The sequence below is a fragment of the Sphingobium sp. genome (assembly GCF_041987595.1).
GTDB lineage: Bacteria > Pseudomonadota > Alphaproteobacteria > Sphingomonadales > Sphingomonadaceae > Sphingobium.
Genome location: NZ_JBHIWJ010000032.1, coordinates 24,516 through 43,945 on the forward strand (window position 1 = coordinate 24,516; position 19,430 = coordinate 43,945).

General features: G+C 65.0%; 22 protein-coding genes, 1 tRNA gene and 1 other RNA gene. 11 read left to right on the forward strand and 13 right to left on the reverse strand.

The genetic code is table 11. From position 1 onward, the window contains the following. Position 1: 1 nt before the first annotated feature. The 4 genes from ACFC3J_RS10415 to ACFC3J_RS10430 form a co-directional block, all read right to left on the reverse strand. On the reverse strand, positions 2-700 hold the full coding sequence (locus tag ACFC3J_RS10415; RefSeq protein ID WP_375196101.1) for a carbonic anhydrase: 699 nt from the start codon (positions 698-700) through the stop codon (positions 2-4). Between the two features lie 193 nt (positions 701-893). Then, a complete protein-coding gene (locus ACFC3J_RS10420) occupies positions 894-1,604 on the reverse strand; it encodes a response regulator transcription factor (RefSeq protein WP_375196102.1) in 711 nt (236 codons plus the stop codon). Beyond that, positions 1,601-2,053: a hypothetical protein gene (locus ACFC3J_RS10425; RefSeq protein WP_375196103.1), complete on the reverse strand. Its 453-nt coding sequence runs from the start codon at positions 2,051-2,053 to the stop codon at positions 1,601-1,603. The genes ACFC3J_RS10420 and ACFC3J_RS10425 overlap by 4 nt, the downstream gene beginning before the upstream one ends. 76 nt (positions 2,054-2,129) lie before the next feature. Beyond that, positions 2,130-2,696, reverse strand: coding sequence for a hypothetical protein (locus ACFC3J_RS10430; RefSeq protein WP_375196104.1), 567 nt, complete (start codon positions 2,694-2,696; stop codon positions 2,130-2,132). Positions 2,697-3,074: 378 nt separating this feature from the next. Between ACFC3J_RS10430 and ACFC3J_RS10435 the strand changes: the two genes are divergently transcribed. From ACFC3J_RS10435 to ACFC3J_RS10445, 3 genes are all read left to right on the forward strand, one after another. Then, the gene (locus ACFC3J_RS10435; protein WP_375196105.1) at positions 3,075-4,169 is read left to right on the forward strand and encodes a glycosyltransferase family 4 protein; all 1,095 of its coding nucleotides are present in this window, start codon (positions 3,075-3,077) and stop codon (positions 4,167-4,169) included. A 9-nt stretch (positions 4,170-4,178) separates the two neighbouring features. Further along, positions 4,179-6,416, forward strand: a complete 2,238-nt coding sequence (locus ACFC3J_RS10440; protein WP_375196106.1) for a glycogen debranching N-terminal domain-containing protein — start codon at positions 4,179-4,181, stop codon at positions 6,414-6,416. Positions 6,417-6,487: 71 nt separating this feature from the next. Beyond that, positions 6,488-7,237, forward strand: a complete 750-nt coding sequence (locus ACFC3J_RS10445) for an SDR family NAD(P)-dependent oxidoreductase (protein WP_375196107.1) — start codon at positions 6,488-6,490, stop codon at positions 7,235-7,237. A 73-nt stretch (positions 7,238-7,310) separates the two neighbouring features. Here ACFC3J_RS10445 and ACFC3J_RS10450 read toward each other — a convergent pair. From ACFC3J_RS10450 to ACFC3J_RS10470, 5 genes are all read right to left on the reverse strand, one after another. Further along, a tRNA-Arg gene (locus ACFC3J_RS10450) sits at positions 7,311-7,387 on the reverse strand. Positions 7,388-7,421: 34 nt separating this feature from the next. Next, complete coding sequence (locus ACFC3J_RS10455; protein ID WP_375196108.1) at positions 7,422-7,904, reverse strand: DUF1178 family protein; 483 nt, start codon at positions 7,902-7,904, stop codon at positions 7,422-7,424. After that, complete coding sequence (locus tag ACFC3J_RS10460; protein ID WP_375196109.1) at positions 7,901-8,731, reverse strand: carbon-nitrogen hydrolase family protein; 831 nt, start codon at positions 8,729-8,731, stop codon at positions 7,901-7,903. The genes ACFC3J_RS10455 and ACFC3J_RS10460 overlap by 4 nt, the downstream gene beginning before the upstream one ends. Positions 8,732-8,736: 5 nt before the next feature. Continuing rightward, positions 8,737-8,994 carry a glutaredoxin 3 gene (grxC, locus tag ACFC3J_RS10465; protein ID WP_375196110.1) on the reverse strand — a complete coding sequence of 86 codons (258 nt, stop codon included), beginning with the start codon at positions 8,992-8,994 and terminating at the stop codon, positions 8,737-8,739. A gap of 49 nt (positions 8,995-9,043) precedes the next feature. After that, positions 9,044-9,793: a double zinc ribbon domain-containing protein gene (locus ACFC3J_RS10470; RefSeq protein ID WP_375196111.1), complete on the reverse strand. Its 750-nt coding sequence runs from the start codon at positions 9,791-9,793 to the stop codon at positions 9,044-9,046. A 41-nt stretch (positions 9,794-9,834) separates the two neighbouring features. On the opposite strand from ACFC3J_RS10470, the gene ACFC3J_RS10475 reads away from it, so the two are divergent. The 6 genes from ACFC3J_RS10475 to ispZ all read left to right on the forward strand — a co-directional run bounded on the left by ACFC3J_RS10475 (position 9,835) and on the right by ispZ (position 15,833). Next, positions 9,835-10,683 carry a class I SAM-dependent methyltransferase gene (locus ACFC3J_RS10475; RefSeq protein WP_375196112.1) on the forward strand — a complete coding sequence of 283 codons (849 nt, stop codon included), beginning with the start codon at positions 9,835-9,837 and terminating at the stop codon, positions 10,681-10,683. A gap of 83 nt (positions 10,684-10,766) precedes the next feature. After that, positions 10,767-12,167 (forward strand): amino acid permease, encoded by a 1,401-nt coding sequence (locus ACFC3J_RS10480; protein WP_375196113.1) that lies wholly within the window; start codon positions 10,767-10,769, stop codon positions 12,165-12,167. A 41-nt stretch (positions 12,168-12,208) separates the two neighbouring features. Next, a complete protein-coding gene (dapF, locus tag ACFC3J_RS10485; RefSeq protein ID WP_375196114.1) occupies positions 12,209-13,009 on the forward strand; it encodes a diaminopimelate epimerase in 801 nt (266 codons plus the stop codon). Position 13,010: 1 nt separating this feature from the next. Next, positions 13,011-14,255 carry a tRNA (N(6)-L-threonylcarbamoyladenosine(37)-C(2))-methylthiotransferase MtaB gene (gene mtaB / locus ACFC3J_RS10490; RefSeq protein ID WP_375196115.1) on the forward strand — a complete coding sequence of 415 codons (1,245 nt, stop codon included), beginning with the start codon at positions 13,011-13,013 and terminating at the stop codon, positions 14,253-14,255. Continuing rightward, complete coding sequence (ftsY, locus tag ACFC3J_RS10495; RefSeq protein WP_192667592.1) at positions 14,252-15,190, forward strand: signal recognition particle-docking protein FtsY; 939 nt, start codon at positions 14,252-14,254, stop codon at positions 15,188-15,190. The genes mtaB and ftsY overlap by 4 nt, the downstream gene beginning before the upstream one ends. After that, a complete protein-coding gene (gene ispZ, locus ACFC3J_RS10500) occupies positions 15,180-15,833 on the forward strand; it encodes a septation protein IspZ (protein WP_375196116.1) in 654 nt (217 codons plus the stop codon). Before ftsY ends, ispZ begins: the two co-directional genes overlap by 11 nt. Positions 15,834-15,868: 35 nt before the next feature. Here ispZ and ACFC3J_RS10505 read toward each other — a convergent pair whose 3' ends face one another. Continuing rightward, positions 15,869-16,426: a urate hydroxylase PuuD gene (locus tag ACFC3J_RS10505; protein WP_375196117.1), complete on the reverse strand. Its 558-nt coding sequence runs from the start codon at positions 16,424-16,426 to the stop codon at positions 15,869-15,871. 212 nt (positions 16,427-16,638) lie between these two features. Here ACFC3J_RS10505 and ACFC3J_RS10510 point away from each other — a divergent pair, with 212 nt between their 5' ends. Together ACFC3J_RS10510 and ACFC3J_RS10515 are read left to right on the forward strand one after the other, a co-directional pair. Beyond that, a complete protein-coding gene (locus ACFC3J_RS10510) occupies positions 16,639-17,250 on the forward strand; it encodes a superoxide dismutase (protein ID WP_375196118.1) in 612 nt (203 codons plus the stop codon). A gap of 180 nt (positions 17,251-17,430) precedes the next feature. After that, positions 17,431-17,868, forward strand: a complete 438-nt coding sequence (locus ACFC3J_RS10515; protein ID WP_375196119.1) for a hemerythrin domain-containing protein — start codon at positions 17,431-17,433, stop codon at positions 17,866-17,868. A 19-nt stretch (positions 17,869-17,887) separates the two neighbouring features. On the opposite strand, the gene ACFC3J_RS10520 is transcribed toward ACFC3J_RS10515, so the two are convergent. The 3 genes from ACFC3J_RS10520 to rnpB form a co-directional block, all read right to left on the reverse strand. Continuing rightward, positions 17,888-18,220 (reverse strand): (2Fe-2S) ferredoxin domain-containing protein, encoded by a 333-nt coding sequence (locus ACFC3J_RS10520; protein WP_375196120.1) that lies wholly within the window; start codon positions 18,218-18,220, stop codon positions 17,888-17,890. Beyond that, complete coding sequence (locus ACFC3J_RS10525) at positions 18,193-18,741, reverse strand: J domain-containing protein (protein WP_375196122.1); 549 nt, start codon at positions 18,739-18,741, stop codon at positions 18,193-18,195. Before ACFC3J_RS10525 ends, ACFC3J_RS10520 begins: the two co-directional genes overlap by 28 nt. 86 nt (positions 18,742-18,827) lie before the next feature. Further along, positions 18,828-19,217, reverse strand: an RNA gene (rnpB, locus tag ACFC3J_RS10530) — RNase P RNA component class A. Positions 19,218-19,430: the final 213 nt, after the last annotated feature.

The window sequence follows — 19,430 nt, forward strand, 5'->3', positions numbered from 1 at the left end:
ATTACTCCGCGGCCTGAGCGTAGGCGACGTCAGCGGCCAGGCGCTTGGCGTGCGGCAGCGCGACAGGCAGCGGCTGGCCTTCGCGAAGGGGAAGGAAACGGCCGGTTTCGCCGTCCAGACCCAGGACCTGACCCGCATGAATGTCGACATACCAGCCGTGCAGCGCAATCTCGCCGCGCGCGATGCCCGACGCCACCGAAGGGTGGGTGCGAAGATGGGCAAGTTGCACCACGACGTTTTCGAGCGCCATGTTGCGCAGCTTTTCAGCATCGCTCAGATCATCGGGATAGCTTTCGCGGCAGACCTTCTGCGCGGCATGGCTGTGCCGCAGCCAGGCGGCGACGTTGGGCATCGCGGTGAGATCGGCATTGGTCGACAGCGCCTTCATCGCGCCGCAGTCGCTATGGCCGCAGACGATGATGTCGCGCACGCCCAGCACCATCACCGCATATTCCACGGTCGACGTGACGCCGCCATTCTGGGTCGCATGCGGCGGTACGATATTGCCCGCATTGCGACAGACGAACAGGTCGCCGGGATCGGCCTGCATGATATGCTCGGGCACGATACGCGAATCCGCGCAGGAGATCATCAGCGCCTTGGGGCTCTGGCCGTCGCTGGCGAGGCGGTTGTAGAGCGCGCTCTGGTTCGGAAAGACCTGGCTTTCGAAGCTGAAGACGCGACCGATTAGCTCGTTCATGTCACTGCATCCTTCTTGTGTCCTGGCCAGTCAGGGGGAGACCGGCCTTGGCATGAAGGATAAGGAGGCGTTTTTGCTGCGGCGCAGCGCTATTGTTAAATACTATGTCTGAACGATCGAAAGCGCGTCAGATGCAACGGTTCGTCCGATTTTCCATTAAAAACAGTGCAATAGATCAGCAACAAACCGCCGTTCAGCGCCGGTCGACAACGGCGCTGAACATATATCCGCCGCCCCGCACCGTCACGATCGGCGCAGACCGCCCGCCACGGCCCAGCTTGCGCCGCAGCCGGCTGACCAGCACATCGACGCTGCGATCGGAGGATGGCGTATCGCGTACCCCGGCCAGCTCCATGAGGCGCGATCGGGCGATGACGATCTGCGGATGATCCAGCAACACGAGGAGGAGGGAAAATTCCGCCGCTGTCAGCTCCACCCTCGCGCCATCGGGATCGATCACCTCCCGGCGGGAGGAATTGACGACCCAGCCGTCGAAGTGCGCCTCCGTCGGACGACGCGCTCCCAGGGCGCGTTCGCTGCGTCCGCGGCGAAGAACCGCGCGCAGCCGGGCGGCCAGCTCGCGGGTGGAATAGGGTTTCGCCATATAATCGTCGGCGCCCAGTTCCAGCCCGACCACGCGATCGACCTCGCTGCTGTTGGCGCCGACCAGGATGATCGGAACATCGCTGCGCTCCCGCACGTCCCGGCACAGGTCCATGCCGTCCGGGCCGCGCAGGGCTGCGTCCAGCACGACCGCGCCGACGGGCATGCTGTCCATGGCGTTCCAGATATCGCTCGCCGAGGCGGCTGGCAGGGCATGAAACCCGTTTTCCTCCAGCGACTGGCGCACCTGCTGGCGCGTCTCCTGCTGGGCATCGGCGATCAGTATGAGCGGAGGACTCATCCGCCTGTCACGGCACCTTTTCGGGACAGCGCCTGGATGCCGTCAAGCTCGTTTACGAGGACCGCGCGGTCCTGCTGTGCAATGGCGGTGGCGTGGACCGACTGGGCCACCGAATAGCGGGCGACCTCCGCCTCGATCTGGCTGCGGGCGGCGGTGCATTTGCCCGCATGACTGCCCGACAGAGGCGCAAAACGGTGGATCGACTTGGCGACGGCGGCGATCGGGCGGCCCTGCGCCGCGACCGCGCGGTTCACCACAAGTTCGGCCTGCCAGCGGCACACCGGCACCGAAGGACGATTGGCGAAACGCGATTCGACTTCACGAACGTGAATGGTCGATGCCGTCTGGTAGCTCGCCGTGTAGGCATTCGACGCGTGGGTGATTTCAGCGCTGTGGATCGGGGTCGCGGCGGCCAGCGCCGCGGCGCCCGATGCGAGGATGAGGATCATGGGGCCTTCTCCTTTACGACCGGAAATGGTTGGTCCGGGTTTAGGCGGCGTGAATGTCTCCGTAATTTGCCGAATGTTACAAATCATTGCTCAAGCATTTTCCAGTCAGCGACGGCGCGGCAATATGGGGCGGCTGGTGCCGCCTGTCCAACAGATGATCCAGCAGCGCCGACAGCCACAGGGCGTCGCTCGCCGCGCGGTGCCGCACCGGATATTGCGCATCGGCAAAGCCGACCGCCTGCATGATCCGTCGCTCGCCCGCGCCGTATTCGTCCAGCAACAGAGAGACATGGTCGATCATGAAGGGCGTGGCCTGCCCTGCCGCGTCGGCCAGTGTCTCCAGCCAATATTGGTCGATCACGCTGTCGGCCACCAGACGATGCCCGTGGGCGGCCGCCACCAGTTCGGCAAATACGGTTTCGGCTGACAGGCCTTCGCGTTCCACCTGGGCGAGGGTAAGGCCATGCAGCCGTTCCGCCTCCGCCGACCAATGCCATCCGGCCCAGTTTTCGTGCGGCCGGATCAGCCAGCTTTGCGCCCGCCCATTCCCGGCAACGCCGACCTCGATCGGATAGGACAGGCCATGGCGGGGCAGGCAGGACGCCTCGAAATCGATCGTGAGGATCGTCAACTTACTCTCCATATTTTCTGGAGCGGGTTTCGATCCGGTTGAATCGGATCGCCGCTCCGGATTTCTTGTTTTCGGCGATTCCTGAAACAGCGACCGGTTCCGATCGCCTGGAATCGCTCCAGGCCACGGCCGCCCTCTTCAGACCGGCCAGCCCGCTTTTCGATGCTCCCTTTTTAGGAAGGGTCTATGTCAGTCCGAAGTCAGCCATCCGAAAAATGATGCCGACGGCCCCTTTCCGGCGATCAGCCGAATCATCGCCCCGTTCGCAAAAATCGCCTTAATCTGGAGCAAGAGGCCGCAACCTCCGGGCACCACGCGCTTTTAGGACGTGCGCCCGCTGCAACGTCGTGGGATCGTGGATGGCGCGGTTCAGGAGAGGAATGCCCGACCATGAAAATTGCGCAGATCGCCCCGCTTGCCGAAAGCGTGCCGCCCCGCCTCTATGGCGGCACGGAGCGGATCGTGTCCTATCTGACCGAGGAACTGGTCCGTCAGGGCCATGACGTGACCCTGTTCGCCAGCGGCGATTCGGTGACGGCGGCGGAACTGGTCCCGGTCACGGACATGGCCCTGCGGCTGAACCCGGCAGTGCGCGACCCCATCCCCTATCATATGATGTTGCTGGATGCGGTGCGGCGGCGCGCCGACGAGTTCGACGCCCTGCATTTCCACATCGATCTCATCCACATGCCGCTGGTGCAGGACTTTATCGGGCGCGCGGTGACGACCCTGCACGGACGGCTTGACCTGCCTGATCTGCCGGCCTTCTACCGGGCCTTCCCCGACCATAGTCTGGTGTCGATTTCCGATCATCAACGCTTGCCCATGCCTCCGGTCAATTGGGCGGGAACGATCCATCACGGCCTGCCGTCCGGACTCCTGCCCGCGCGACCGCAGACGAGCGACGGCTATCTTGCGTTTCTGGGGCGGATATCGCCCGAAAAGCGGCCTGACCGGGCCATCCGCATCGCGGCCCGGAGCGGCCTGCCGCTGCGGATCGCGGCAAAGGTCGACAATGTGGATCGCCTCTATTGGGAAGCGGAAATCGCTCCCCTGATCGAGCGTTTTCCCAACGTCAGCTTCATCGGGGAGATCAACGAGGCGCAGAAGGCGGATTTTCTCGGCAAGGCCAGCGCCCTTCTCTTCCCCATCGACTGGCCCGAACCTTTCGGTCTGGTGATGATCGAGGCGATGGCCTGCGCCACGCCGGTCGTCGCCTTCCGCTGCGGCTCGGTGCCCGAAGTCATAGAGCATGGCCGCTCAGGCTTCATCGTGGAGAGCGAGGATGAAGCCGTCGAAGCCGTCAGGCAACTCGGCCATCTCGACCGCCGGCTTGTGCGCGCCGCTTTTGACGCACGCTTCACGGCAGAAAGGATGGCGGCCGATTATGTCCAGCTTTATCATGGTCTGCCCGGTGCGAGAACCGAAGCGGCGCTGCTGCGCCGCTTGCGCGGGGAGGAAGCGGAACTTCAGGCCGTGGGATAGGAGAAGGGCATGTCGGCAAGCCAGTTGCAGCCGGACGTTTCGCCGATCGAAGGCGTGCCGTCGATCGAGCCTGGGCAAAATCTCTCGCAGGTGCAAACCCAGTTCTTCATTCCCGCCACCGCGTCCCTGCATGAACGGCGCCCCCGCACCCTGAAACACGGCGACAGTTTCGCCGTGTTTGACCATAGCGGCGATGCCATTTCCGGGCCGGGCAGTCCCGAGGGGCTTTATCACCGCGACACGCGGCATCTGTCGCATCTCTACCTCACCATCAACGGCACCCGGCCGATGCTGCTGAGTTCAGGGCTTCGCGACGATAATGCGCTGCTGACCTGCGATCTCACCAATCCGGACTTTACCGGCCCGGACGGTCGGGTGGCGGTAGAGCACGACCTCATTCACCTGCGCCGCACTCGCTTCCTCTGGAAAGGCGCCGTGCATGAGCGGATCACCATCCGCAATTTCGACATCGAGGAACGGATGGTGAGCCTGAACCTCGCCTTCGCCGCGGATTTCGCCGATCTGTTCGAGATACGCGGCATGACCCGGCTGCGGCGGGGCGCGATGCGCGATCCGGTGGTGGGCACGGACGAAGTGTTGCTCGGTTATGAAGGGCGCGATGGCAAGGTGCGCGAAACCCATCTGCGCTTCGATCCCGCGCCGCAGCACCTGACCGACAGCCATGTCCGGTTCGATGTGGCGGTTCCTCCGGGAGAGCGTCGCACCCTCTATATCCAGATCTGCTGCGAGCGGACGGAAAAGCCGGGCGGTGCCCTGTCCAAGCATTTTCTCAAGCGGCTGCGGGAATCCATGCAGGCGTTGAAACAGGCGCGATCCCGCGGCGCGACCGTGCAATCTTCTAACCAGCTTTTCAACGAGGTCGCACGGCGATCCGTCGCCGACATCACCATGTTGTCGACCGACACCGATCATGGTCCCTATCCCTATGCGGGAATTCCGTGGTTCAGCACCGTCTTTGGACGTGATGCCATCATCACCGCGCTGGAGACGCTGTGGCTGGACCCGGCGATCAGCAAGGGAGTTCTGGGCTATCTCGCCGCGCATCAGGCCAGCGAATTCGATGCCGCCGCCGATGCCGAACCCGGCAAGATCCTTCACGAAGTCCGTCATGGCGAGATGGCGGAACTGGGCGAGGTGCCGTTCCGCCATTATTATGGCAGCATCGACGCGACGCCCCTGTTCGTGATGCTGGCGGGCGCCTATCTGGAGCGCACGGGCGACAGCGGCTTCATCGCCGCCATATTGCCGCATATCGAGGCGGCGTTGAGCTGGATCGAGCTTCATGGCGACCGCGATCGCGACGGATTCGTCGAATATGGCCGCTTTACCGATCAGGGGCTGATCAATCAGGGCTGGAAGGACAGTCATGATTCCGTCTTCCACGCCGATGGCTCGATTGCGCGAGGCCCGATCGCGCTCGCAGAGGTCCAGGCCTATGTCTATGGCGCATGGACGGCGGCGGAGGCGATCCATGCAACGCTGGGCGATCCGGCCAGGGCACTGACTTATCGCAAGCAGGCCGAAGAGTTGCGGGAACGGTTCGACGCCGCCTTTTTCGATGCGGGTCTTGGAACCTACGTGCTGGCGCTGGATGGCGACAAACGGCCTTGCCGCGTCCGCTCCTCCAACGCGGGTCATGTGCTCTTCACTGGCCTTGCGCGCGAAGACCGCGCGGAAGCCGTGGTGCGCACGCTGATGGCGCCAGCCTCCTTTTCCGGCTGGGGCGTCAGGACCATCGCCTCGACCGAAGCGCGATACAATCCGATGAGCTATCATAATGGCTCGATCTGGCCGCACGACAATGCGATGATCGCCGCAGGCTTCTCGCGCTACGGCTACAGGCGGGAAGCGGCGCAGATTTTCGAGGGGCTGTTCGCGGCCGCAACCTATGTCGACCTCATGCGCCTGCCTGAACTGTTCTGCGGTTTTCCGCGCCGCCGAGCGCAGGGGCCGACCTTCTACCCCGTCGCCTGCAGCCCGCAGGCATGGTCCGCCGCCGCGCTACTGTCGCTGATCCAGTCGAGCCTCGGTCTCGGCTTCGATGTCCACAGCGCGGAGATTTCCCTGCGCGAACCGGCCCTGCCCCGATTTCTGGACGAGCTGACGCTCTATGGCCTGCGGCTGGGCGAAGCGCGGGTGGATATCGCCTTCGACCGCATGGGCGACAAGGTGGTGGTGAAGCCGCTTGACCGCAGCGGCAATGCCCGCGTCGTGACCATTGCCTGAAAATTGGCGCTTGGCACCACGCAATTCATGCCTAAATCGCCGGCCATTGCAATCAAAGGATGGACCCGACCATGGCAGGAACCGCTTTCATCACCGGCGCAACGGCAGGCATTGGAGCAGCTTCGGCGCGGCGCTTTGTGGCGGCGGGCTGGAAAGTGGTCGTGACCGGCCGCCGGGCCGAGCGGCTGGACGCGCTGGTCGCCGAACTCGGCGCGGACATGGCGCATCCGATCAGCTTCGACATGCGCGACGGCGCGGCGATCGACGCCGCGATAGCGGGCCTGCCAGCGGATTTTGCCGCCATCGATCTGCTCATCAACAATGCCGGTCTGGCACTGGGCACGGCTCCGTCGCAGCAGGCCGATCTCTCCCAGTGGCAGCAGATGATCGACACCAACATCACCGGTCTCGTCACCATCACCCACAAGCTGCTGCCGCTATTGATCGAACGCAGGGGCGCGATCATCAACCTGAGCTCGGTCGCGGCGACCTATCCCTATATGGGCGGCAACGTCTATGGCGGCACCAAGGCGTTCGTCAGCCAGTTCTCGCTTGGCCTGCGATCGGACCTGCACGGCACCGGCGTCCGGGTCACGTCGATCGAGCCGGGCATGGTGGAAACCGAATTCACCCTGGTCCGCACCGGCAGTCAGACGGCGTCCGACGCGCTCTACGGCACCGCCAATCCGATGACGGCGGAGGATATTGCCGAAACCCTGTTCTGGGTCGCTACCCAGCCTCCGCACCTCAACCTCAACCGGATCGAACTGATGCCGGTCACCCAGTCCTTCGCCGGCTTTCAGGTCGCGCGGGAGGGGTGACGGGGCGAACGTCAGACGAAACGGCCGACCGCTTTCGCCCCCGACTGGCGCGGCTTGATAAGCCTTGAAATGATGGTGCGCCCAACAGGATTCGAACCTGTGGCCTTCGGATTAGGAATCCGACGCTCTATCCTGCTGAGCTATGGGCGCGCGGTGACGGCTCTATTCTGCGAGAACGGTGCGGTCAATTCTTGACTTCGGGTGGAACGACCGGAAAAGGCAGCGGCGCAACCTCCACCCCTTCCGCGATCAGCGCCCGCGCTTCTTCCAGCGCGACCTCGCCATGGATGCTGCTACGATCCTGTTCGCCATAATGCATGGCGCGAGCCTGTTCGGCGAAACCGCGGCCAACCCAGGTGGAGCCTTCCAGCGCCTTTTTCTGCGCCTGCGCCAGGGACTGGATCAGTTCGCGCATCTTCGCTTCCTCGCCCGCGCCCATGGCGATCGACGCGCCATCGGAGGGCGCCACCTGCGCCGGAAGCTCAGGCCGACTGTTGCCCTTGGGCGCGACCGCCGGAGCCATGACCGCCTTGCCGACCTGCATGTCGCCGCACAGCGGACAGCTGAGCAGACCGCGCACCTTCTGCTCTTCATAATCGGCGCTGGAGCCAAACCATGCCTCGAACACATGGCCTTGGGATTCGCACTTGAGGTCGAAAACGATCACGACACTGTCACATCCATGGGCAATGATCGCCGGTTGGCGAGCGCGGGCACCCGCCCGCGCACGTCCTCTATGCGCGAGATGTCGATGTCGGCAAGAGCGAGTCCCGCCATTTCGTCCATATCGAGGACAATGTCCCCCCATGGGTCAACGATCAGGCTGTGCCCATAGGTATCCCGGCCGTCGGCGTGATGACCGCTCTGGGCAGCGGCGACGACGAAACAGCCCGCCTCGATCGCCCGCGCCCGCAGCAATATGTGCCAGTGAGCCTTGCCCGTAGGCACGGTGAAGGCGGCCGGCATCAGCAGCACCGTCGCCCCCGCATTGGTCAGCGATCGGTAAAGATCGGGAAAGCGCATGTCGTAGCAGACCGACAGCCCCATGCGCGCCCAGGGCGTATCGACGGCGACCACCTGCTCGCCCGGCCCATAGACCGAGGATTCGCGCCAGCTCTCGCCCGTCGCCAGATCGACGTCGAACAGATGGATCTTGTCGTAGCGCGCCCGGATGTCGCCGCTGCCGTCGATCATGAAGCTGCGATTGGCCCAGCGCCCATCGGCGCGCTCATCCTTCAGCGGCAGGGAGCCGAGATGCACCCAAAGCCCCTGTTTTGCCGCCGCCTCGCGCACTGCGGCCAGAACCGGATCGTCCGCCTCCGACCGCAGCGTCGCCGCCGCCCGCTGCCGGTCGCGGTCCAGATAGCCGGCCATTTCCGGGGTGAACAGCATGTCCGCCCCCTCGCCCTTCGCCCGCGCGGCCATCTCGACGATGGCGGCGGCATTGGCGGCGGGGTCGACCCCGCTGGTCATCTGGAAGATCGCGGCGCGCATGGCTGTCAGAGGCCCAGCAGCGCGTCGAGCCTGCCCTGCCGTTCAAGCGCCGCCATGTCGTCGCTGCCGCCGATATGCGCGCCGTCGATGAAGATTTGCGGCACGGTGGTCCCGCCATTGGCGCGCTCCAGCATTTCGGTGCGCCTGGGACCGCCCATGGTGATGTCATATTCCTCGAACTTTATGCCCTTGCCCTGCAGCAGGGCCTTGGCCCGCGCGCAATAGCCGCACCACGCCTTGGTGTAGATCTCAACCTTTGCCATCTGTCTCAAAACTCCTTGGCACCCGAAATTGTGGCTCGGCCGGCTTTTGTCAATCTGGCAGCACCCGCGCCCAGCACAGCAGGTGAACGCTCGCCGCCCCGCCGCGTTTCAGCGCGCGGGCGCAGGCGGACGCCGTCGCCCCGCTGGTATGCACGTCATCGATCAGCAGCACCGCCCGTCCTTTGAGACCATGGCCGGGCGCCAGCGCGAACGCGCCCCTGACCGCCTTCGCCCGCGCTTTGGGGGGCATGCCGCGCAAAGGCAGCGTCCGACGCGTGCGCAGCAGCGCGTGATGATCCACCGCCAGCCCGGTCAGCCGTGCCAGATGCCCGGCGATCAGCGCCGACTGGTTGAACCCGCGCCACCACAATCGCCAGCGATGCAGCGGAACCGGGACGATCACGGCGCCTTCCAGTTCGGAAACATGCCGCGCCATCTGCCCCGCGATCAACCGGGCAAGGCCGATGCGCCGCCCATATTTGAGCCGCAGCGCCACCGCCCGCGCCACATCGCCATAGGCGAGCACCGCCCGCGCACTGTCGAAAGGCGGCGGATCGGCCAGACAGGCGCCGCATTCCGCTCCCTCGCCCTGGTCGAATTCGAACGGCACGCCGCATCGGGCGCAACAGGGCGCGCCCAGAAAGCGCATGCCGCTCCAGCAGGTCAGGCAGAAGGCGTCGTCCGCATCGACGATCACGCCGCAGCCGGGGCATCGCGGCGGCAGCGCATAATCCAGCGCCGGACGCAGCACGGTCTTGAAAAGCGGCCCGGTCTTGCGGAAAAATGCGTGGGACATCATCTCCCTTGTTCCCGCTCCTTCGCCAATGCACAAGGCCCGCCATGACCAACGCCGACATCTTCGACCGCGCATTGCGCGCCAGACGGCGCGACCGGATGCTGGCGCGGTTCGCCGATCATGACTTTCTCTACCGGGCGATGCTGGACGAATTGCTCGACCGGCTGGCCGATGTGCAGCGCGATCTGCAGGAGGTGCTGCTGATCGGCTGCCCCGACGGCAGCGCCCGGACCGCGCTGGAGGCGATGGGCAAGCGCGTCGTCTGCGCTGATCCCGGCTTTGCGGCAGCCAGGGCGCAGGGCGGCGTGCAGGCGGACGAGGACGCCCTGCCCTTCGCCGATGAGAGCTTCGATCTGGTGATCGCCTGCGGCACGCTCGACAGCGTCAACGACCTGCCCGGCGCGCTGATCCTGATGCGGCGGATATTGCGGCCCGATGGGCTGATGCTGGCAGCCTTTACCGGCGCGGGCACATTGCCCCGGCTGCGGGCGGCGCTGATGGCGGGCGAAGGCGAACGGCCGGGACAGCATATCCATCCGCAGGTCGACGTGCGTTCGGCGGGCGACCTGCTCTCCCGCGCCGGCTTCACCATGCCCGTGGCCGACAGCGACATGCTGACCGTGCGCTATGGCGACATGCTTCGGCTGATGCACGACCTGCGCGGCATGGGCGCGGGCAACGTGCTGACCTCGCGGCCGCCCGCGCTGCGGCGGGAAGCGCTGATCGGCGCGGCGCAGCACTTTGCCGCGGCGGCCGACGCCGACGGGCGAACCGGGGAACAGATGGCGATCCTGTATCTGAGCGGCTGGAAACATGATCCCAGCCAGCCTCGGCCGGCTCGCCGCGGCAGCGCCACCGTTTCGCTGGCCGACGCCCTGAAGCCGCGCCATTGATGGCGGGCGCGACAGGATCTGGATGACATAGGGGCGCGACGGATGCGGGCATCCCCGGCGAAACATGCAAAGGAGATACGGCCATGAGCTGGACGCGCCGCAAGCCGATGGAGGCGACGATGCCCGCGCAGGACGGGCAGCGACTGGCCCGCACCCTGTCATGGCCGCATCTGCTGGCGCTGGGCGTGGGGGCGATCGTCGGCACGGGCATCCTGACCCTGATCGGCGTCGGCGCGGATCGGGCGGGGCCTTCGGTGCTGCTGTCCTTCGCCATTGCCGGCGCCATCTGCGCCTGCGCGGCACTGGCCTATGCGGAGCTGTCCACCATGATGCCCGCCGCCGGGAGCGCGTACAGCTACAGCTATGTGGTGCTGGGCGAAGGCATTGCCTGGATCGTGGGATGGAGCCTGATCCTGGAATATTCGCTGGTGGTGTCGACCGTGGCGGTGGGCTGGTCGGGCTATGCCGCGCCGCTGCTGACATCGGTGGGGTTCCCCGAATTTTTGACCCGCGGGCCGGAACTGGGCGGCCTCGTCAACCTGCCCGCCATCTTCATCATCGCCGTGGTGGCCGGGCTGCTGATGCTGGGCACGCATGAAAGCGCGCGGCTGAACTCGCTGCTCGTCCTCATCAAGATCGCGACCTTGAGCCTGTTCGTCGCCATCGCCCTGCCCGCCTTCGACGCGCAGAATCTGACCCCCTTCATGCCTTTCGGTTTCGCCAAGACGATGGGACCGGACGGGGTCGAGCGCGGCGTCATGGCGGCGGCGGCGATCATTTTCTTCGCCTTTTACGGCTTCGACGCGATCTCGACCGCCGCGGAGGAGGCGAAGAACCCGGACCGGGACCTTGCCATCGGCATCGTCGGATCGCTGATCGCCTGCACGCTGATCTATGTGGCTGTGGCGGCAGCGGCGATCGGGGCGATGCCCTTCGCCCGCTTTGCCGACAGCCCGGAACCGCTGGCGCTGATCCTGCGCGAAATGGGACAGGGGCAGGTGGCCCGAATCGTCGCCATCGCGGCGGTGATCGCGCTGCCGACGGTGCTGCTCGGCTTTCTCTACGGGCAGAGCCGCATTTTCCTCGTCATGGCCCGCGATGGCTTCCTGCCGCAGCGGCTGGCCCTGATTTCGAAGCGCGGCACGCCCGCCCGGATCACCGGCGTCACCGCCCTATTGGTCGCGATCATCGCAGGCGTGCTGCCCATCGATGAGATCGCCGCGCTCGCCAATGCGGGGACGCTGATCGCCTTTACCGCCGTGGGCGCCTGCCTGCTGATCCTGCGGCGGCGGATGCCCGACATGAAGCGGCCCTTCCGCACCCCGGCGGGATGGCTGGTGGGCCTCGGCGCGATCGGCGGCTGCGCCTATCTGTTCATCAGCCTGCCGGTGAAGACCATCCTGGCCTGCCTGGTCTGGAACGCCATCGGCCTTGGCGTCTATTTCCTCTATGGGCGCGGGCGGGCATCCTTGAACGCGGGATAGGCTGGCCTTTTGCCCGCGCAGGCCTTACATGCGCGCCCACTATGGGCCGTTTTTCGAAGATGCATGGACTGGGCAACGATTTCGTCGTGATCGACGCGCGGGAAACCGCGCTCGACATGACGGAGGCCCGCGCCATGGCCATTGCCGACCGTCATGCCGGGATCGGCTGCGACCAGCTCATCCTGATCGGGGATTCGGAGCGCGCCGACGTGTCGATGCGCATCTTCAACAGCGACGGCAGCGAAGTCGAGGCCTGCGGCAACGCGACCCGCTGCGTCCCCCTGTTCGTCGGGCGGGACGTGCTGATAGAGACGAAGGCCGGGCTGCTGGACGCCAAGGGCGTCGATGGCGGCGCGAGCGTCGACATGGGCGAACCCCGGCTGGAATGGGACGCCATACCCCTTTCCTATGCCATGGACACGCTGACCATGCCGGTGAGCTGGGAGGACCTGCCCTCGCCCGTCGCCGTCAATGTCGGCAATCCGCATGTCATCTTCTTCGTGGACGATCTGGACGATGTGAACTTCGGCCATCTGGGGCCGCTGATCGAGACGGACCCGCTGTTCCCGGCGCGGGTGAACGTCAATTTCGCGCAGATCGTCGGCGAAAATCATATCCGCCTGATCGTCTGGGAGCGCGGCGCGGGCCTGACGCGGGCCTGCGGCACCGGCGCCTGCGCGACGGCCGTGGCGGCAGTGCGGCGCAAGCTGGTGAGCGGGCCGACACGCGTAACCCTGCCCGGCGGCGATCTTGTGATCGACTGGGCGCCGGGCGGGCACATCCTGATGACCGGCCCCGCCACCCATGTCTTTGACGGCGAGGCTGACTGGGCGCGCTTCTGATATGAGCGGGCCGCAGATCATCACGCTGGGCTGCCGCCTCAACATCGCGGAGAGCGAGGCGATTCGCGAAATGGCGGGCGCGCAGGATGACCTGATCGTCGTCAACAGCTGCGCCGTGACGGCCGAAGCGGTGCGCCAGACGCGGCAGGCGATCCGCCGGGCGCGGCGGGACCGGCCCGATGCGCGAATCATGGTGACGGGGTGCGCGGCGCAGACCGAGCCGGAGACGTTCGCCGCCATGGCCGAAGTCGATGCGGTCATCGGCAATCGGGAGAAGATGGAGGCGGCATCCTTCGCCCCCGGCGACGGCAGGCTGCGTGTCTCAGACATCATGGCCGTCCGCGAAACCGCGCCGCATATGGCCAGCGCCTTTGCCGAACATGCCCGCGCATTCCTGGAAGTACAGAATGGCTGCGACCATCGCTGCACCTTCTGCATCATCCCCTATGGCCGCGGAAACAGCCGCTCCGTCCCCGCAGGCGCGATCATCGACAAGGCCCGCGAACTGGTCGACGCGGGGTACAGGGAAATCGTCCTGACCGGCGTGGACGTCACCAGCTATGGCCCGGACCTCCCCGGAGCGCCTTCGCTGGGCCTGCTGATCGAGCGCATATTGAAGGGCATCCCCGACCTTCCCCGCCTGCGCCTGTCCTCGCTCGACAGCGTGGAGATTGACGAACGCCTCTTCGACCTGCTCGCCCATGACCCGCGCATGATGCCGCACCTCCATCTCTCGCTTCAGGCGGGCGACGACATGATCCTCAAGCGCATGAAGCGCCGCCACGGCCGCGCCGACGCGATCCGCATCGTGGAACGGCTGAAAGCCGCCCGCCCGGACATCAGCATCGGCGCCGACATCATCGCGGGTTTCCCCACCGAGGATGAGGCGATGTTCGAAAACAGCCTGAAGCTGATCGAGGAATGCGCCATCGTCCACGGCCATATCTTCCCCTATTCGCCGCGCACCGGCACCCCCGCCGCCCGCATGCCGCAGGTCGACCGCGCCATTATCAAGACCCGCGCCGCCCGTCTCCGCTCGGCCTGCGAAGGGCAGCGAGCCGGATGGCTGCAAAGCCTGATCGGCACGCAACAATCCGTGCTGGTCGAGCGCAACGGCCTCTCCGGCCATGCCGAAAACTTCGCTCCCGTGCGCTTCGCAAAGGCGCAATCCCCCTCCTCTATCGTCCGCGCGACCATCACGGGCCTTGAGAATGGCGCGCTGATCGCGCAAGAGGCGCAGCAATGACTGAACCCGGCACCAGCTGGCGCGATCGCCTCTTCGGCGGCCTCAAGCGCACATCCGACAAGCTCGGCGAGAATCTGACCGGCCTTTTCACCAAGGCCGCGCTCGACGAACAGACTCTGGACGAGATCGAGGAAGCGCTGATCGTCAGCGACCTTGGCCCGGCCATGGCCGCCCGCGTGCGTGACCGGCTGTCGGAAGGCCGCTACAACCGCGAACTGACCGAGGAATATCTGCGCGAGATCATCGCGGAGGAGATCGAGAAGGTCCTCGCCCCGGTCGCGCGTCCGCTGGAGATAGAGGCTTTCCCCCGCCCGCAGGTCATCCTCGTCATCGGCGTCAACGGCTCCGGCAAGACCACCACCATCGCCAAGCTCGCCAACCTCTTCCTCGAACAGGATTATGGCGTGATGCTGGCGGCGGGCGACACGTTCCGCGCCGCCGCCATCGGGCAATTGAAGGTCTGGGCCGAACGGCTCGGCATCCCGATCGTCGCGGGCAAGGAAGGCGGCGACGCGGCGGGCATCGTTTTCGACGCGGTCAAGCAGGCCACCGCCACCGGCATCGACGTGCTGATCGTCGACACGGCGGGCCGCCTTCAGAACAAGACCGAGCTGATGGACGAGCTGGCCAAGATCCGCCGCGTGCTGGGCCGGTTGAACCCGGCGGCGCCGCATGACGTTGTTCTGGTGCTGGACGCCACCACGGGACAGAATGCGTTGAGCCAGATCGAGGTTTTCAAGGAGTTCGCACAGGTGACGGGGCTGGTCATGACCAAGCTGGACGGTACGGCCCGCGGCGGCGTGCTGGTCGCGGCGGCGGAGAAATACCGCCTGCCCATCCATGCCATCGGCGTCGGCGAGAAGATCGCGGACCTGCGCCCCTTCGATCCGGGCGACATGGCGCGGGCGATTGCGGGGACGGCCTATGCCCGGTGACGCCAGGAAGCCCGCCCATGGCGGCAATCTCAGCCTCGCGCTCGATTTCGGGCCGTTGCTGGTGTTCTTCCTCAGCTATAAGGGCGCGGGCTGGATCTGGGGATCGGGTAACCCGATCACCGCGATGATGTTCGGCACCGCCGCCTTCATGGCCGCGATCATCGTCGCCGTCCTCATTTCGAAGGTGAAGCTCGGCCGGGTGTCGCCCATGCTCTGGCTGTCGGCGCTGCTGATCCTGTTCTTCGGCGGCCTTACCATCTATTTTCGCGACCAGAGCTTCATTCAGATCAAGCCGACCATCATCTACAGCTTCTTCGCGCTGATGCTGTTCGCGGGCCTGATGCGCGGCAAGCCGCTGCTCAAATATCTGCTGCAGGCGGCTTATGACGGCCTCACCGAAACCGGCTGGCGCAAATTGTCGCGCAACTGGGCCTTTTTCTTCGTCGCCATGGCGCTCGCCAATGAGGTGATGCGCCGCTCGATGAGCTTCGACAGCTGGCTCGCCGTCAAGGTATGGGGCGTAACGATCGTGTCGGTCGTCTTCGCCGCCGCCAATATCCCGATGCTGATGCGCCACGGCCTCAATCTGGGCGAGAAGCTCGACAGCGAGGAAATCGGCGAAACGACCCCGCCGCAGGGATGAAGATGGGCGCCCTGACGCGCCCATCCCCTTCTCAATCAGCTGAAATTGACCATGCAATAGAGCATCGCCAGCGACAGCAGGGTGTTGATGCGGCTGAACATCATCGCGGTGGTCGCCGCCTTCGCCTTCACCGCGTCCTCGGCCGGGACGATGCCCAACGCCTTCTTCTGGTTCGGCCAGATCACGAACCAGACGTTGAACGCCATGATCAGCGCCAGCCACATGCCGATTCCGATCAGCGTATAGGGCGCCTGCACCAGCAACGCCTGATGGATATAGCCCGCCAGCCAAGCCACGATCAGGCCCGTCAGCACCGTGAAAGCCGCCGCCCAGCGGAAGAAGAACAATGCGGCAGGCGCGATATGCTTCGAAACGCCCGGTTTCAGCTCGGCCGGGATTGTCGGCATGGTCGGGATCTGCACGAAGTTGAAATAATAGAGCAGCCCTATCCAGGTAATGCCGAAGAACAGGTGCAGCCAGCGGAAGATGGTGTTGGCGTCAACCATTCCCGCATGCGCGCCGAACATCACGACGATGGCCAACAACAGCCCCGCGGCCAGAACAAGATGAAGATTGCCGAAGAATTTTGCCATGACCCTACCCCCATAGTGATGACCGCCGCATTCTCCGGGCGGCCTGACCGATGATTCTATGTCATCGTTCAGCCCCTGTCACATGGATATTTCCGCGCTCTTGAAAGAAAATATCCTGTTTTCGGCGGTGCAATAAGCCTGCTAGGGGCTGGGAGCCTTCCGGTCGCACCATCGTTATGCGGCCATCCCATCACGAACCGAGGAGTTCCGACATGGCATTTGTTCTGCCCCCCCTTCCTTATGCCAAGGATGCATTTGGCGACATTCTTTCGCCCGAAACCTTCGATTTTCACCATGGCAAGCATCACAATGCCTATGTCGTGAAGGCCAATGAACTGATCGCGGCCGACCCCGCGCTGCAGGGCAAGTCGCTGGTCGAGCTGATCAAGACCAGCAAGGGCGGCCTGTTCAACCAGGTCGGCCAGATCTGGAATCACACATTCTACTGGCTGTCGCTGTCGCCTGAAAAGAAGCAGCCCAGCGGCAAGCTGCTCGACCTCATCAACGAGAGCTTCGGTTCGGTCGACGCGCTGGTCGAGAAGCTGAAGGCGGAGGCCGTCGGCCATTTCGCCAGCGGCTGGGCCGCGCTGATCCTGAAGGACGGCAAGCTGGAAGTCACCAGCTATCATGACGCCGACACGCCGGTCGCGCACGGCCACACGCCGCTGCTGATCCTCGATGTGTGGGAACATGCCTATTATATCGACTATCGCAACCTGCGCCCCAGCTATGCCGAAAAGCTGCTGAAGGAAGCGATCGACTGGGATTTCGTCGCGCTGAACCTCGACGGCGAAGGCGTGAGCCGGGCCGACCAGCCGGCCTGAAAACCGGGACCGGTCGCGTTTCCATTCAGGGCCGACGGCGCCTGTTCTGAATGCGCCCTGAAAGGCCGTCCGCTGCGGAAAACGCGGCGGGCGGCCCTTTTTCATGCGGGCGACGCTTCGCACAATCCTTTGTTAACGCAAGGCTCGCACTATGGGTGCGGGGCAAAGAGGGAAGCGGCTATGGATCTCACCGAATTGTGCAGGCAGCATGAAGAACTGCACATGGTGGCGGGACAATTGTCGCGAGCGGTCGCCGACGAACACTCCCCCCAGAGCGTCGGCGCGCTGCGCTGGCAGTTCGCCCGCGTGCTCATGGCGCATCTGGCGCTGGAAGACCGGATCTTCTATCCCGGCGTGCAGCGCATGGCCGACGAACAGCTTCGCCAGATCGCGCAGCGGCTTCAGGTCGAGATGGGTCCGCTGGCGGATGATTTTTCTGCCTATATGAAGCGCTGGAACGACGATCGGGTGTCGCGCGAATGGCCCGATTTCTGCCACGAGACGCGCGAGATTCTGCGCATGCTCATCGTCCGGATAGACAGGGAAGAAGGGACGCTGCTGCCATTGCTTAACCGGAATTTGGGAACCGCCGCGACGGTTCGCCGCGCCGCCGGCTGAAGCGGCGCCGCGGCCTGCGTTATGCGCGGGGCGCAAGCGTCAGTTCGCTTGCCAACGCATCCAGGTCGCTGCCGGGCCGCACCAGCAACCATTGCCGCGCCTGCGCGCCATTGACGACAGTGACCGCGCCCTTGGGGCAAACTCCCAGACAATTGACCTCGACGATCCCGGCCGACGCCTTGCGCCCCTTTTTCAGCGACAGATGGCGGCGCAACGCCTTGGCCAGCCGCTCGTCGCCATCGGGGCCGAAACCGCCGTCCAGCTTCCGGGAACATTTGCGGCAGATGAGGACGGCATGATCCCAGTTCGAGCGGACATGATCCTTCAATCCGCGCGCTCCTGCGGTTTCCATGTCCGCCGATCCTCCGCTGCGCGCAGCACTTCATAAGCGGCCTGGATGGTCTGGAACCGGATCGCCGCCTGCGCATCGCCGGGCTTCACATCCGGATGATATTCCTTGGCCAGACGCCGCCAGCTTTTCTTCACCGCTTCGAAATCGGCGTCATCCTCCAGATCGAGCGCCTTGAGCGCATGCAGTTCGTCCCGCGAGCGGCTGCCGTCGCCGGGTCCGCCCCAGCCATGATAGGCGCTGTTCTGATACCCGCCCGCATCGCGCCGCTCGGCACGCTCCCGCTGTTCGCGCTCCTCGCGGTCAAGGCCCTGAAAATAATCCCAGTTCCTGTTATATTCCGCCGCATGGTCGGAACAGAAATACCAGCGCTCACGGCTGTTGGGTGATTTGGGCGCGGGGCAGTCGCCCGGCTTGTCGCACCCATGCCGGTCGCATAAACGCACCTGTTGCGCCTCACGCGATGCGCCATAGCTGCGCCAGCGGGGAAAGCCCCAGTCATTGGATCGGCTGCTTCTTGCCATCATTTCCAATTAGGGAAAGCGCGGGGTGAAAACCACCCCGGCAGGGTTAAAATTCGGTCGCCAGAGCGCCGCTATCGTTCGATCCCATTGCCAGAGGGCCTGTAAGCCGGGTTCTGTCCTTCCCCGAAAGGAAGTGGCGACCATTCCTCTAGAGACCGGATTGCTCCGGTCCTCAAGCAACCAACCCGGGCGGTCTCAGCCGAAACAGGCCTAGCAGTCAAGCTGCGCGCCGCCCCTATTCGGTCTTGCTCCCGGTGGGGTTTACCGTGCCGCCTGCCGTTGCCGGAGGCGCGGTGCGCTCTTACCGCACCCTTTCAATTTCGCCTGCCCGAAGGCTTAGTCCGAGGACTGGGCGACCTGCTTTCTGTTGCACTGTCCCTTGGATCACTCCAGCCGGCCGTTAGCCGGCACCGTCATTTCGTGGAGCCCGGACTTTCCTCGACTGCAAAAGCAGCCGCGATCGCCCGGCCGTCTGGTCCGCGCGGAACCTGACCGCCCAGGGCCGCAGGGTCAAGAGCCCCTGGCGAGCAGCTCCATCCCAATTCGTCCCATCGGGCGCAGCGTCATGCGCGGCTTCATGGCGACGGCGGCCGGATCGGCAAGCCTCAGGCGATGGCGGCGGGCGATCTCGCAGAGCACGATCACCGCCTCGGTCATGGCCAGGGAGGCGCCGATGCAGACGCGCGGCC

Coding starts and splice junctions, on each gene's coding strand:
- ispZ (WP_375196116.1), top strand. CDS start 15,180: ATGCCCGGTGACGCCAGGAAGCCCGCCCATGGCGGCAATCTCAGCCTC.
- ACFC3J_RS10460 (WP_375196109.1), bottom strand. CDS start 8,731: ATGCGCGCCGCGATCTTCCAGATGACCAGCGGGGTCGACCCCGCCGCC.
- ACFC3J_RS10430 (WP_375196104.1), bottom strand. CDS start 2,696: ATGGAGAGTAAGTTGACGATCCTCACGATCGATTTCGAGGCGTCCTGC.
- dapF (WP_375196114.1), top strand. CDS start 12,209: ATGGGCCGTTTTTCGAAGATGCATGGACTGGGCAACGATTTCGTCGTG.
- ACFC3J_RS10420 (WP_375196102.1), bottom strand. CDS start 1,604: ATGAGTCCTCCGCTCATACTGATCGCCGATGCCCAGCAGGAGACGCGC.
- ftsY (WP_192667592.1), top strand. CDS start 14,252: ATGACTGAACCCGGCACCAGCTGGCGCGATCGCCTCTTCGGCGGCCTC.
- ACFC3J_RS10525 (WP_375196122.1), bottom strand. CDS start 18,741: ATGGCAAGAAGCAGCCGATCCAATGACTGGGGCTTTCCCCGCTGGCGC.
- ACFC3J_RS10425 (WP_375196103.1), bottom strand. CDS start 2,053: ATGATCCTCATCCTCGCATCGGGCGCCGCGGCGCTGGCCGCCGCGACC.
- mtaB (WP_375196115.1), top strand. CDS start 13,011: ATGAGCGGGCCGCAGATCATCACGCTGGGCTGCCGCCTCAACATCGCG.
- ACFC3J_RS10415 (WP_375196101.1), bottom strand. CDS start 700: ATGAACGAGCTAATCGGTCGCGTCTTCAGCTTCGAAAGCCAGGTCTTT.
- ACFC3J_RS10445 (WP_375196107.1), top strand. CDS start 6,488: ATGGCAGGAACCGCTTTCATCACCGGCGCAACGGCAGGCATTGGAGCA.
- ACFC3J_RS10515 (WP_375196119.1), top strand. CDS start 17,431: ATGGATCTCACCGAATTGTGCAGGCAGCATGAAGAACTGCACATGGTG.
- ACFC3J_RS10480 (WP_375196113.1), top strand. CDS start 10,767: ATGAGCTGGACGCGCCGCAAGCCGATGGAGGCGACGATGCCCGCGCAG.
- ACFC3J_RS10435 (WP_375196105.1), top strand. CDS start 3,075: ATGAAAATTGCGCAGATCGCCCCGCTTGCCGAAAGCGTGCCGCCCCGC.
- ACFC3J_RS10475 (WP_375196112.1), top strand. CDS start 9,835: ATGACCAACGCCGACATCTTCGACCGCGCATTGCGCGCCAGACGGCGC.
- ACFC3J_RS10505 (WP_375196117.1), bottom strand. CDS start 16,426: ATGGCAAAATTCTTCGGCAATCTTCATCTTGTTCTGGCCGCGGGGCTG.
- grxC (WP_375196110.1), bottom strand. CDS start 8,994: ATGGCAAAGGTTGAGATCTACACCAAGGCGTGGTGCGGCTATTGCGCG.
- ACFC3J_RS10470 (WP_375196111.1), bottom strand. CDS start 9,793: ATGATGTCCCACGCATTTTTCCGCAAGACCGGGCCGCTTTTCAAGACC.
- ACFC3J_RS10510 (WP_375196118.1), top strand. CDS start 16,639: ATGGCATTTGTTCTGCCCCCCCTTCCTTATGCCAAGGATGCATTTGGC.
- ACFC3J_RS10440 (WP_375196106.1), top strand. CDS start 4,179: ATGTCGGCAAGCCAGTTGCAGCCGGACGTTTCGCCGATCGAAGGCGTG.
- ACFC3J_RS10520 (WP_375196120.1), bottom strand. CDS start 18,220: ATGGAAACCGCAGGAGCGCGCGGATTGAAGGATCATGTCCGCTCGAAC.